Below are 12763 nucleotides of genomic sequence, written 5' to 3'. Positions count from 1 at the left end.
GCCGCCAGCGTTCAATCTGAGCCATGATCAAACTCTTCAATTTAAGATTTTGTTCGGCTCAATGAATACTGAACATTCCTTTCGCTAATAAATAGCAGAAGTAATGTTTGAATTGACTGTGCTGAATCCGAAGATTCAATGGTCACTTCGTTTCATTGAAACCTAAATTGTTTCCGAAGAAACTATTTGGATTATCATCAACGAGTGCCCACACAGATTGATAGGTCTATATTTTTAAAGAGCACACTTCGAAGTTCTCTTCAAAGTGGACGGCTATTTTAGCTAGATAACTTATCGTGTCAAACACTTTTTTAAGTTATTTATCTGCGAGTTAATTTTAACTCACTAACCGTAGTTGTTTAGGTTCCGCTTCACTTGCTTTCCCGTGACAACGGAGGCGCATTATAGGGAGTTCATTAAAGAACACAAGTGCATTTTTTAAAAAAACTCACCTTTTTAGTTTGTTCGTATAGAAAACAGACAAAAGACTCTAAAAAACTATAGAAAAGGGGCCAAACGGCCCCTTTAGTGTGATTTTTATCTCAATTTTACTGTATCCATACAATTATTGATGAGCACAAATTTGGTCATTAGTAACAATTAGCTGCACCGTCTTGTCTGGAACGATTTCACCAGACAGAATTGATTTGGCTAACGGGTTCTCGACATTCTGCTGAATTGCACGTTTTAAAGGACGCGCACCATACACAGGATCGAAACCAACTTGAGCGATCAAATCGAGCGCTTTGTCGGAAACTTCTAGTTGATAGCCTTTCTCCTCTAGTCGTTTCGCCAAACGTTCCAATTGAATAGAAGCAATGGACTTAATGTGTTCTTGACCAAGTGGATGGAACACCACGATTTCGTCAACACGGTTCAAGAACTCTGGGCGGAAGTGTTTGCTAACCACATCCATCACTTCACTCTTGATACCTTGATAGTCTAATGTTGCGAAATTCTCTTGGATACGAGATGAACCCAAGTTAGATGTCATGATCACAACCGTATTACGGAAGTCAACAGTACGACCTTGACCATCCGTTAAACGCCCATCATCGAGAACTTGCAGCAGAATGTTAAATACATCCGGATGCGCTTTCTCTACTTCGTCTAACAAAATTACCGAATACGGCTTGCGACGAACCGCTTCAGTTAAGTAACCACCCTCTTCATACCCGACATAGCCTGGAGGTGCACCAACCAACCTTGCCACTGAGTGTTTCTCCATGAACTCAGACATATCGATACGGACCATCGCATCTTCACTGTCGAACATAAAGCTCGCAAGTGTCTTACAAAGCTCTGTTTTACCCACACCAGTTGGACCTAAGAATAAGAAGGAGCCAATTGGTCGGTTTGGATCAGAAAGCCCAGCTCGACTACGACGAATGGCATTCGATACAACAGAGACCGCTTCGCTTTGACCTACCACACGATTATGCAGCACGTCTTCCATGCGAAGTAGTTTCTCTTTTTCCGCTTCTAGCATCTTGGATACCGGAATACCGGTTTGCTTAGAAAGTACTTCTGCAATCTCGTTGTCGGTTACTTTATTACGCAATAGCGTCATTTCCTGCATTTCAGCTTGGGTTGCAAGATCTAACTGCTTCTCAAGTTCAGGAATACGACCATATTGAAGCTCCGACATGCGGTTTAGATCACCAGCTCGGCGAGCAAACTCCATGTCCATACGAGCTTGTTCAAGCTCAGACTTAATATGTTGAGTACCAGAAAGAGCTGCTTTTTCTGTATTCCAAACCTCTTCTAGTTCAGCGTACTCACGTTCTTTTTCATTGAGTTCTTCATTAAGCGCTTTCAAACGCTTTTCACTCGCTTCATCGTGCTCGTTACTTAGTGCTTGCTGCTCAATTTTGAGTTGGATGATTTTACGCTCAAGCTTATCCAAGGACTCCGGCTTAGAGTCAATTTGTAAACGAATGCTTGAAGCCGCTTCGTCGATTAAGTCGATCGCTTTATCCGGCAACTGACGGTCGGAGACATAGCGATGTGACAAACTCGCCGCAGCAACAATCGCTGGGTCGGTAATTTCGACGTGATGATGAAGCTCATAACGCTCCTTCAAGCCACGTAAAATCGCCACGGTATCCTCAACGGTCGGCTCATCCACCAGCACTTTTTGGAAACGACGTTCTAATGCTGCATCTTTTTCGATGTACTGACGATATTCATCCAATGTTGTTGCGCCAACACAGTGCAGCTCACCACGAGCTAATGCCGGTTTTAGCATGTTGCCCGCATCCATTGAGCCTTCACCTTTACCAGCACCGACCATAGTGTGTAGTTCATCAATGAAGAGGATGACGTTGCCTTCTTCTTTAACAAGTTCATTCAATACTGATTTTAAACGCTCTTCAAATTCCCCACGGTATTTCGCGCCAGCAACCAGTGCGCCCATATCCAGTGATAGCACACGGCGACCACGCAGACCTTCAGGTACTTCATTGTTAACTATGCGCTGCGCTAAGCCTTCAACAATTGCTGTCTTACCTACGCCTGGTTCACCGATAATCACAGGGTTGTTTTTAGTACGACGCTGCAATACCTGGATAGTACGACGGATTTCATCATCACGGCCGATAACCGGATCCAATTTACCTTGCTCTGCACGTTCGGTAAGGTCTATGGTGAACTTTTCCAATGCTTGACGAAGCTCTTCTGCATTCGGATCATTGACCTTTTGACCACCTCTGATCTTTTCGATTGCCTGGCTGACTTTTTGCTCTGTTAAGCCGATCTCTTTGAGCAATTGCCCCAATGGTCCGCGATCTTCTAAAGCGGCAAGCAGGAAGACTTCAGACGAGATATAGGAGTCTTGACGCTTTTGCGCCACTTTGTCACACAGGTTAAACAATGTGCCCATCGAGCTAGAGAGCTGAACATCCCCACCGATGCCACTGACTTTTGGTAATCGATCTAACATTTCACTCAATTTAGAGCGTAAATGCGTTACGTCCACATCCAGCATAGTAAGCAATGGACGAATTGGACTGCCATTTTGATCAAGCAAAGCCACCATGAGGTGAACTGGCTCGATATATTGATGATCGCGCCCTAACGCTAGTGATTGAGCATCAGAGATAGCGATTTGAAACTTACTTGTGAATCGATCAAGACGCATATCTACCTTCCTAACCTCAACTAAAGGAAATTCTTTTGACAGTTAGAAAGATGGATACTCAGGAGGGGAATTTCAAGGGAGTGAATGAATAAAGATAGCTTTGCAAAAATAGTAGTATGCATCTTAGCACTTTGGTGCTTATAGCTAGTCTTCGATCCAAATAAAGGTTGCTTGTCGACCAGTCTTACCATCACGGCGATAAGAGTAAAAAGAGGCTTTATCTTGGTAAGTACAAAGTCCAGAATCAAACACTTGTGTCACACCAGCCCGGTTTAGACGTTGCGTTGCCAGCACCGACATGTCAGCAAACCATTTGCCGTCGATATCGCGTGGAGCAAATGCTTGATTCGCCTGTGAATCAAAATCAACAAAAGCTTGCAGAACATCTTCACCCACTTCGAAGGCTTGAGGGCCAATGGCGGGGCCAAGCCACGCTATCACTTCACCAGAAAACAACGCTAACGCATTTTCGACAATGCCATTTGCTAAGCCGCGCCAACCTGCGTGAACAGCGGCTACTTGCGTACCTTGTGTATTAGTCAATAATACAGGTAAACAATCGGCGGTCATCGCTGAACAAATAACATGGCTTGAAGAAGTAAATACACCATCCGCATCAAGCACCTGTGTTGTTGGTTCATTTGCTTGAGCCACAATGGTTGAATGCGTTTGGTTTAACCAGACTGGCGCATTTGGCATGTTTGCCTGTTGCGCCAACCAAACTCGGTTCTTCTCTACTAAAGACAGATCATCCCCAACGTGAGTACCTAAATTTAGCCCTTGGTAAGGGCCTGTCGAAAAGCCGCCTATGCGTGTTGAGGCGAAAGCTTTGACATTTTTAGGCGCTGGCCAATTCGGAATGATCGTCTTCATATTAGAATTCTTCCGGTAAGCCGTGCTCTTCTGTATCTTGACGAAGCGCTTCAGTCATCACAACCATGTCATCAGGCACTGGAGCATGAAACTCAAGAACTTCGCCCGTAATTGGGTGCTCAAAGCGCAGCATTACTGCGTGCAATGCTTGGCGATCGAAACCCCGGATCATTGCCGTTAGCTCTTCAGACGCACCTGTCGGGATGCGAGCACGTCCACCATATGCAATATCACCGAGCAGCGGATGCTGAAGGTAAGACATGTGCACACGAATCTGGTGCGTACGACCCGTTTCTAGACGCAAGCGAATACGCGTGTGTTCGCGGAAGCGTTCAGCAACACGGTAGTGCGTTACTGCTGGTTTGCCCATTGGTGCTACCGCCATAAGCGTGCGCTTAGTAGAGTGACGACCAATAGGTTGATCCACTTTACCGCCCGCTGTCATACGACCAATAGCTATCGCTTCGTACTCACGAGTAATATTACGTTTTTGCAGTGCGCGAACCAGACGAGTTTGTGCAGGAACGGTTTTCGCCACCACCATCAAACCCGTGGTGTCTTTATCCAAACGGTGCACGATACCTGCACGAGGTACTTCTGCAATATCAGGGTAATGATGCAACAACGCATTAAGTACAGTGCCATCAGGCGTACCAGCGCCCGGATGAACCACAAAGTCACGAGGTTTGTTGATAACGATAATATCTTCATCTTCATAGACGATATCTAGCGGGATATCTTGCGCTTCCCAGCGTTCTTCATCTTCTAACTCGGCTTGCAATGTAATTTCCTCGCCACCCATTACTTTGGTACGAGGTTTAGTGACAACTTCACCATCAACTTGAACTTTCCCATCAAGCAGCCACTCTTTTAGGCGCGAGCGAGAGAAGTCCGCGAATAATTCGGCGATAGCTTGGTCTAAACGTTGACCTAACTGGCTATCTTTTACGGTATTTGTTAATACAATCTGCTGAGCCATATCGAACTTTTTTAAAAACTGTGAGACTAATGCTCACGACTGTGAAAAAATAGACTATTACGTCATTGTATCTGTTACTGGAAAGAAAGTAACGGCAGCTTAAGAAATATTTAGATTCAAGGAACAGACTCCTGATATGAAACGTCAGACTTTAACAGGCCTTTTAGCGGTATCCCTTCTGTTTGGATGTGCAAGCAAAGAAGAAATCGTTCCTGATGTGCCGCCTTCGGAACTGTATGCAGACGCACAGATTTCTCTTCAAAGTGGTAATTGGCTTTCTGCAATTGAGAAACTGGAAGCATTAGACTCACGTTACCCATTCGGTGCCTACTCAGAACAGGTGCAGCTTGACCTAATCTATGCGTACTACAAAAACGACGACCTTGCTTTGGGCTTGGCAACCATTTCTCGCTTTATGCGTTTAAACCCAACCCATGAAAAGATGGATTGGGTGCTGTACATGCGAGGTCTAAGCCACATGGCGCAAGATCGTAACTTTATGCATGATTTATTCAGCGTAGATCGAAGCGATCGCGATCCTGAACCGGTAAAAAAAGCGTTTGATGACTTCAAAAAACTACTTCAACGCTACCCGAATAGCCCATATGCAGAAGATTCACAAAAACGTATGGTTGCGCTGAAAAACCGTCTAGCGAACTATGATTTAGCGACTGCTGACTTCTACCTTCGCCGTGAAGCTTGGGTCGCTGCTATTAATCGCAGCCAAGAGCTACAAAAAGCGTATCCAGACACAGAAGCTGCACGTAAGTCACTGACTATCCAGCTAGAGGCCTACAAGCAACTTGGTTTGGAAGACGCCGTAGCAAGAACTGAAAAGCTTATCGAGCTCAACCCTGTGAAGTAATTGAACTTGCTTTAAACTGAACCGCCACCGTTTTTACCGTGGCGGTTTTTTATTACTCTCAATAGTGTATTCAGCCCTTTCTTGATGATCTTCCTAGCTCCACATATGCTTAAAGTTCTCCTCCCCCCTTTATAAAAAGGATGTGAACGTGACGATATCTAAGCTTTGCGCAGTTATGCTGCTCCTATTGTCTGCTTCCGTTTGCGCACTGCAAATCTCGCCGCTCAAACAGCCTCCTTATACTGGGGACCTCGATGTCATCAAGGAGAAGAATGTACTGCGCGTCTTAGTTTCTGCTGATTTAGGCTTTTACTACATTGAGGGCGGCACACCAAAAGGCATAGGCGCGGAATTGCTGGCGCATTTCGAAAAAGACCTTCGTAAACTCAAACCAAAGCTTAACGTACAAATTATTCCTGTTGCCCGCGACCAGCTACTGCCGGCCTTAGAAAACGGTTCAGGTGACTTAGTTGTCGCCAACCTGACTATTACCGACACGCGCAAACAGAAAGTGGAGTTCAGTTCACCCATTCTCACTGACATTCAAGAGTGGGTAGTGACAAACAAAAGCACACCAACGATGACGAAAATCGAACAACTGAGCGGCAAAGAGATTTGGGTGCGCGCCAGCTCTAGCTACTTTGAAAGCATTCAGACACTAAATAAGAAACTAAACAAAAAAGGCTTACCGCCTGTTATCGTGCACTTTATTGAAGAAACACTTCAAGATTATGAGCTGGTCGGAATGCTCAACAATGGTTACGTCAGAGCCATTGTTCTCGATAGCCATAAAGCCAAGCTTTGGCTGAAAGTGATGGATGATATTCGGGTGCACAAAAAAATCCCTATCCGCAAAAATGGCAAAATTGCTTGGGCAATGCGAGAAAATAGTCCCAAATTAAAAGCCGTAGTGAATAAGTTCATCCAGAAGTCTCGCTCTGGGACACTACTCGGTAACGTTATTTACGGTAAATACATCGATAACACGGGATGGTTGAACAGAGCTCTTAACCCTAAGAAAATTGCTCAACTAGAAAAACTCGCAGCGCTATTTTCACGCTATGGTGAGAAATACGATATCGACTATTTACTGATCGCTGCAATCGCTTACAAGGAATCAGGATTTAATAACGACCTAGTTGGAAGCCGAGGTGCCGTTGGCATAATGCAAGTCCTACCCAGCACCGCTCAAGATCCGAATATCAATATCAAAAATGTTCGACAATTAGAAAACAACATTCATGCTGGAGTGAAATACTTAGCTTTTTTGCGTAAGCAGTACTTCAGTGATCCTGATATCACTGCACAAAATAAACTCTACTTTACATTGGCGGCTTACAATGCGGGCCCCGGTAATGTAGAGCGTATTCGTAAGCGTGCAGCCCAACAAGGTTACGATCCTAATGTTTGGTTTAATAACGTGGAAGTCGTTATGCGGAAAAGTTTAAGCTCAACGGTTGGGTACGTCACAAGCATTAATCGCTACTACATAATATACAAACAACTAGAAAGTTTGGACCAAGTCAAAAGTCTAGAAAGGGTTTCACTAGCCCCAAAAGACCCCATTTTCATGATACCGCTACGAAAAGTCAGCCAAATGCCAGACAGTAAAAAGCCGCTTGTACAGTAAGCGGCTTTTTAAATGGATTCATTGGAAAGACTCAGTGATCGTCATCACACCTTACGTGTAGTTAAATTTTAACCACCTCAAATATTAGGCCGTAAAACTTCCCTAAAAACGAGGCCGTTTTCAGCTGAGTACTCTATCCAATCTACGGATTTACTAACCGATAACAAGCAATTTCACGATAAATCTCAGAAGTTCTTGAGTGAGATCACATTCATTTTTCATCATAAAAAACCCGAGCAAAATAATGATCTGAATCACATTTTTTTATGCTTAAAGCGGTAATCTGAACTCAACCCATGAGGGATGCAACAGAGGAAAAACACTTATGACAATGAATATCACTGGCAAAAACATCGAAATCACCTCTGCAATCCGAGCTCATATTGAGAGCAAATTTAAAAAACTGGAGAAATGGCAAGTAGACCTAATTGGTTGCCAAGCAACTTTCAGTGAGGAACCAAACAAACAGAAGAAATTCGAAGCGGTTATCAAAGTTCCTAAAGGCCAGCTCATTGCCTCAGCAACTCACGAAGATCTTTACGCAGCTATCAACGAAGTGGAGCAAAAACTAGAACGACAATTGAACAAGCTGACCCACAAACCTGAAGCTCGACGTGCAAGTAAGCCTGAGCTAGTGGAAGAAGAAGAGTAAACTGAACAGATTGAGGAAATAGCGCCGAAAGGCGCTATTTTTTTGCTTGACGCTCTCCCCAGCCTTGCTTATTGTGTTTAAACACTCATAAATTAAGCACTATTTATGCATTTAACCTCACTGTTTATTTTTGACTTCTTTTTCCTCCCATAGTTGGAGGGGCGAACTCGTTTGTGAAAGAAAAGTCAAAAACAAACAGAAAGCCTCCCAAATCGGGAGGCTTTTTTATAAGGAAAGAATTGATGACTGACCAACCTATTTCCCTCGAAGAAATTCGTTTACGCTTGAATGAGTTGGATGACCAACTTCTCAGCTTATTGTCTGAGCGCCGTAAACTCAGCATTGAAGTAGCCAAAAGCAAAGTACAAACCTCAAAGCCTGTTCGCGACGCCGTCCGTGAACAGCAATTATTGGTCAAGCTGATTTCTAATGGCCAAGATAAATACGAACTTGACGCGCAGTACATCACCAAGCTTTTCCATACCATCATTGAAGACTCAGTTCTGCTTCAACAAAGTTATCTGCAAAATCTCGTTAACCCACAGCAAAGCCGTAAGCCACTTGCTCGCGTCGCTTTTTTAGGAGCCAAAGGCTCTTATTCGCACTTGGCAAGTCGCGAATACTTCAGTCGTAAAAATACGGAGCTTATCGAGCTCAACTGCGAGCACTTTAAAGAAGTGACTCAAACGGTTGAATCTGGCCATGCTGATTATGGCGTTCTGCCAATCGAAAACACCAGCTCAGGCTCTATTAATGAAGTGTATGACCTACTACAACACACGACGCTTTACATCGTTGGAGAGCTAACTCAACCAATCGAACACTGCTTGGTTGCGAAAAAAGACATTCGTCTGGAAGATATTAAAACGCTGTATTCTCACCCTCAGCCACACCAACAGTGCAGTGAGTTTTTAAGCCGTATGAAAGGGGTAAAGCTGGAGTCCTGCGCGAGCACAGCAGATGCAATGCAGAAAGTCCAAGAGATGGATCGTGATGATGTGGCTGCAATTGGTAATGCATCAAGCGGTAAGCTATATGGCTTGCAAGCAATTCAAGGCAACATCGCAAACCAAACCGAAAATCATACTCGCTTTATCGTGGTTGCTCGTAAACCGGTTGAAGTTTCTACTCAGATTCCAGCAAAAACCACATTGATCATGTCGACCTCCCAAGAGGCAGGCTCATTGGTTGAAACACTATTAGTGCTGCAACGTTACGGCATCAATATGACCAAGCTAGAATCACGCCCAATTATGGGGAACCCGTGGGAGGAGATGTTCTACGTAGACTTGACATCACATCTTGCTTCGACAGAAATGCAACAGGCACTTGAAGAGCTAACAAAAATCACTAAGCACTTGAAAGTATTAGGCTGTTACCCGAGTGAGAACGTAAAGCCTACGCAAGTAAAATTGAGTTAATAGACACCAGTGAGTAAAAAGATCATGGCAACCCAAAAAGTCGTAATCGCATCGCTAAACCCAGCCAAAATTAATGCAGTTCAAAGTGCATTTCGTAATGCATTTCCGCATCAAGAATTCAACTTCGTTGGCATCAGTGTACCGAGTGAGGTCGCAGATCAGCCCATGACGAATGAAGAAACTCATCGTGGTGCGCTAAACCGCGTTAAAAACGCAAAAGTAGAGATGCCAAACGCGGATTACTATGTCGGTCTCGAAGCGGGAATTGAAGCAAACGTGACGTTTGCTTGGATGGTGGTTGAATCAGAGACTCACCGCGGTGAATCTCGTTCTGCAAGCTTAATGTTGCCGCCAAAAGTCTTGGAAAAACTCAAGGATGCGAATGAGTTGGGAGATGTAATGGACGAAGTGTTTGGTACTGATAACATCAAACAGAAAGGTGGCGCTATTAGCCTGCTAACCCAAAACCAGCTAACTCGAAGCTCGGTCTATCACCAAGCCTTGATTCTGGCTTTAATTCCATTCACAAACCCTGAGCACTTTCCTTCAAATTTATAACACTCAGCCTATTCTCTAGATACGCAAAAGGGCGGATATTTCCGCCCTTTGTAATACATTATCTTAGTCACTTGTAACACCAAGGCCTAAAAGCAAATTGGATATACTGTCTACTTAGATACCGCAACTTGTTCTAACAAGACTTTCAACTTGTCTTTTTCTTCATCAGATTTCGACTTTAGTTCGTTAGAGCCACGAGTAATGGTGGCAATGCCCACACCAAGCATCTGACTGATCTGACGTTGAGATAATTCTCCTTTAAGAAGTTCGTTAATTATATTAACGCGTGATATTAATGACTCTCTCTCATCACGTGACATCAGCATAGTTAACAGCATGTCATCTTGCTGGGTGCCCATACTTGTTCGAATTAGCTCAATAATCTGTTGCCAGTCTTTGTACTCGGGTTCGTGCGACATCAAGTTACCTCACTCAATACTTGGTATTGATCTCATGTTGATTCAAGAACGCGCCATCGATACCCAAAAGATCACGATAGTATGTTTCAAACATCAAGATGTTTTGTACATAACCGCGCGTCTCTTTAAATGGAATTGCCTCAATAAAGGCATAAGCATCCACTTTTCCTTGGGTACGCTCTCGCCACGTTTTTACTCTGTTAGGACCTGCATTATAAGCAGCAAGAGCAAAAATACGATTATTATCGTAATCCTCTAATAAACCTTGCAAATAATGGCTACCAATTTCGATATTTTTTCCTACATTGTAGAGATCCTGCGTACCTTGATAACTCAACTTATATTTACGTGCCGTGTACTTCGCCGTCGCAGGCATAATCTGCATAAGACCACGAGCGCCAACTGGAGAGCGGGCTTCAACATCTAACGCACTTTCCTGTCGAGCGAGAGACATCATCGTGATGGGATCAATGTTGTGCTTTTTCGCATAAAAGTTAAACCACCAGCGGTGTGCTATTGGGAACCTAAGTTCGATATTATCCCACATCTGCGCTTGAATACTCGCGGTCACCGTTAGGTTATGCCAACGTTTAAATGATGCATAAGCCGCCAACATCGCCTTTTCATCTTTCCCTACGCGGCGCAGTAAGTGTGCCCATTCACTCTTCGCTGCTGCGATTTTATCCGTCGCGATCAACTCTTCGATACGAGCTAGCGAGTCTTGATAGGGTTGAACAACTTTCTTATCCAACTTAACCGTATGCGTTGGGTATTTGATTGATTGTCCGATTGCATTGGCGGCAGCCACACTGTAGAAGTTTCGTTGCCCAAGCAGAGTTGCTAAACGCTGTTTCCCCGCGATGTCATCACCTAACGCTATTTCACTTCTTCCAAGCCAATATTGCCAGCGTAGCGTGGCTTGTTCTTCTTTATTTAGAACAGCAATCCACTCTTGTACGCCTTTCCAATCTGCATTTTGAATCGCTAAGCGGATGCGCGTTTCAATCAACGGTAAGTACTGACTGGTTTTCGTTTTATCATCGCGCCATTTAGCTAATGACTCAGACTCCGTACGAGTCAATCGAAATGCAATATAGTCGGCAAGTTCTTGCGCTTTTTCTGGAGAAAACTTCTGTCCTTTAATGACGGCATCGTACGCACCTTGTGCTTGGCTAGTGTTCATACGAGCCAACTTTTCTAACGCATATTCACTTTGCGCTCGATTAAAATCATTCGCAGGTTTTTTCTTCGCGAATTCCGCAACACTTGCAGGATTATCAAACAACGCTTTCATTTCTTTGGCTTGTTGCTTTGCCTGCGCTGATTTAGGCAGTTTGAGCAAGTAACTCATCAAACCGCCATTACGAGCATCAAACGCCAGTAACATACGCTGTAGAATCAGTTCATCGGTACGCTCACCCGCCTTGTCCCATGCTGCAAATAATGGGTCACACTCATCAGCAATGCTGATGCCACGTAACCACATATGTTCAGCCCCTTTAAACGCCGCGACTTTCTTGCCTTGCTTTAACTGAGCTACGTAGAAAATACATTGGTAACGCTCACCACTAGGAATGACTTTTTGAAACTCAGTAATGGTTCTCCAATCTTTTTGCTTATAAAGATGATTGAGGTATGGAGCGCGAACTCGACGAGAAAATGGAAAAGACTCGTGCTCAGAAATAAACTCGTTTACCTGTTGTGGTGACTTTTCCGGTAACTGTCTAATAAAAGTGCGGTAATCCACATAAGGCGTTAGTGGATAGTCAGAAATTTTAGGACGAATCGAAAGGTATCCATCGATGTCATTTTTATCTAATAAATCTTGAGCTTGCTCATATACTTCGCGCTGCTTTTCCAAACTCAGCGCGGCATTAGCACTCAAACTCATAGCACACAACGCGGCGGCGCAGCATACGTTTTTAGCCAATTCAGATACGTTGAATCTCATTTGTGTCATTTTCCCCAGACATATACTGCCCTAAAGCCTAGTTTTGTTAGAGTTCATGTGATGTTAAGGCAATTTTCACACATGCATCTATTTACACAGAATGCAGATGTCCATGTAAAGCAACTTAGTGTATTAAAAATTGTACTCGTCAAACTTTTAAGACGATGGAGACAAAGCGTTTCTAACTCGCATAGAAAACACTTCGTCATTCTTAACGAATAACAAAAGTGTATACCCTAACAGTGTAAGTTTCCGGTCAGCTCAAAATAAGAAATC

Annotated in this window: 10 protein-coding genes and 1 other annotated feature; of the genes, 5 read left to right on the top strand and 5 right to left on the bottom strand. The window is 43.8% G+C overall.

The window, feature by feature from the left end:
• Positions 1-565: 565 nt before the first annotated feature.
• The 3 genes from clpB to rluD all read right to left on the bottom strand — a co-directional run bounded on the left by clpB (position 566) and on the right by rluD (position 4991).
• Complete coding sequence (gene clpB, locus R7M92_RS21690) at positions 566-3139, bottom strand: ATP-dependent chaperone ClpB (RefSeq protein WP_318134274.1); 2574 nt, start codon at positions 3137-3139, stop codon at positions 566-568.
• Between the two features lie 144 nt (positions 3140-3283).
• Positions 3284-4012 (bottom strand): peptidoglycan editing factor PgeF, encoded by a 729-nt coding sequence (gene pgeF / locus R7M92_RS21685; RefSeq protein WP_318134273.1) that lies wholly within the window; start codon positions 4010-4012, stop codon positions 3284-3286.
• Position 4013: 1 nt separating this feature from the next.
• Positions 4014-4991 carry a 23S rRNA pseudouridine(1911/1915/1917) synthase RluD gene (rluD, locus tag R7M92_RS21680; protein WP_005381875.1) on the bottom strand — a complete coding sequence of 326 codons (978 nt, stop codon included), beginning with the start codon at positions 4989-4991 and terminating at the stop codon, positions 4014-4016.
• Positions 4992-5127: 136 nt separating this feature from the next.
• Between rluD and bamD the strand changes: the two genes are divergently transcribed.
• From bamD to yjjX, 5 genes are all read left to right on the top strand, one after another.
• Complete coding sequence (gene bamD / locus R7M92_RS21675; protein ID WP_005381876.1) at positions 5128-5856, top strand: outer membrane protein assembly factor BamD; 729 nt, start codon at positions 5128-5130, stop codon at positions 5854-5856.
• A 148-nt stretch (positions 5857-6004) separates the two neighbouring features.
• Positions 6005-7486: a lytic transglycosylase F gene (locus R7M92_RS21670; protein ID WP_309474198.1), complete on the top strand. Its 1482-nt coding sequence runs from the start codon at positions 6005-6007 to the stop codon at positions 7484-7486.
• Between the two features lie 325 nt (positions 7487-7811).
• Complete coding sequence (gene hpf / locus R7M92_RS21665) at positions 7812-8138, top strand: ribosome hibernation-promoting factor, HPF/YfiA family (RefSeq protein ID WP_005381889.1); 327 nt, start codon at positions 7812-7814, stop codon at positions 8136-8138.
• A 108-nt stretch (positions 8139-8246) separates the two neighbouring features.
• Positions 8247-8368: a sequence feature (Phe leader region), on the top strand.
• A 12-nt stretch (positions 8369-8380) separates the two neighbouring features.
• On the top strand, positions 8381-9559 hold the full coding sequence (gene pheA / locus R7M92_RS21660; RefSeq protein WP_017636154.1) for a prephenate dehydratase: 1179 nt from the start codon (positions 8381-8383) through the stop codon (positions 9557-9559).
• 24 nt (positions 9560-9583) lie between these two features.
• Positions 9584-10117: an inosine/xanthosine triphosphatase gene (gene yjjX, locus R7M92_RS21655; RefSeq protein WP_005381891.1), complete on the top strand. Its 534-nt coding sequence runs from the start codon at positions 9584-9586 to the stop codon at positions 10115-10117.
• A 110-nt stretch (positions 10118-10227) separates the two neighbouring features.
• Here yjjX and trpR read toward each other — a convergent pair whose 3' ends face one another.
• Together trpR and sltY are read right to left on the bottom strand one after the other, a co-directional pair.
• Positions 10228-10536 carry a trp operon repressor gene (gene trpR, locus R7M92_RS21650; protein WP_005381892.1) on the bottom strand — a complete coding sequence of 103 codons (309 nt, stop codon included), beginning with the start codon at positions 10534-10536 and terminating at the stop codon, positions 10228-10230.
• A 13-nt stretch (positions 10537-10549) separates the two neighbouring features.
• A complete protein-coding gene (gene sltY, locus R7M92_RS21645; protein ID WP_411974285.1) occupies positions 10550-12496 on the bottom strand; it encodes a murein transglycosylase in 1947 nt (648 codons plus the stop codon).
• Between the last annotated feature and the right edge of the window lie 267 nt (positions 12497-12763).

The organism is Vibrio sp. Vb2880 (assembly GCF_033337975.1).
GTDB lineage: Bacteria > Pseudomonadota > Gammaproteobacteria > Enterobacterales > Vibrionaceae > Vibrio > Vibrio alginolyticus.
This window is presented reverse-complemented; position numbering and strand designations above follow the sequence as displayed.

Excerpts from the sequence above, each read along its gene's own strand:
- clpB (WP_318134274.1), bottom strand. The coding sequence starts at position 3,139 with ATGCGTCTTGATCGATTCACAAGTAAGTTTCAAATCGCTATCTCTGAT.
- pgeF (WP_318134273.1), bottom strand. The coding sequence starts at position 4,012 with ATGAAGACGATCATTCCGAATTGGCCAGCGCCTAAAAATGTCAAAGCT.
- rluD (WP_005381875.1), bottom strand. The coding sequence starts at position 4,991 with ATGGCTCAGCAGATTGTATTAACAAATACCGTAAAAGATAGCCAGTTA.
- bamD (WP_005381876.1), top strand. The coding sequence starts at position 5,128 with ATGAAACGTCAGACTTTAACAGGCCTTTTAGCGGTATCCCTTCTGTTT.
- hpf (WP_005381889.1), top strand. The coding sequence starts at position 7,812 with ATGACAATGAATATCACTGGCAAAAACATCGAAATCACCTCTGCAATC.
- pheA (WP_017636154.1), top strand. The coding sequence starts at position 8,381 with ATGACTGACCAACCTATTTCCCTCGAAGAAATTCGTTTACGCTTGAAT.
- yjjX (WP_005381891.1), top strand. The coding sequence starts at position 9,584 with ATGGCAACCCAAAAAGTCGTAATCGCATCGCTAAACCCAGCCAAAATT.
- trpR (WP_005381892.1), bottom strand. The coding sequence starts at position 10,536 with ATGTCGCACGAACCCGAGTACAAAGACTGGCAACAGATTATTGAGCTA.
- sltY (WP_411974285.1), bottom strand. The coding sequence starts at position 12,496 with ATGACACAAATGAGATTCAACGTATCTGAATTGGCTAAAAACGTATGC.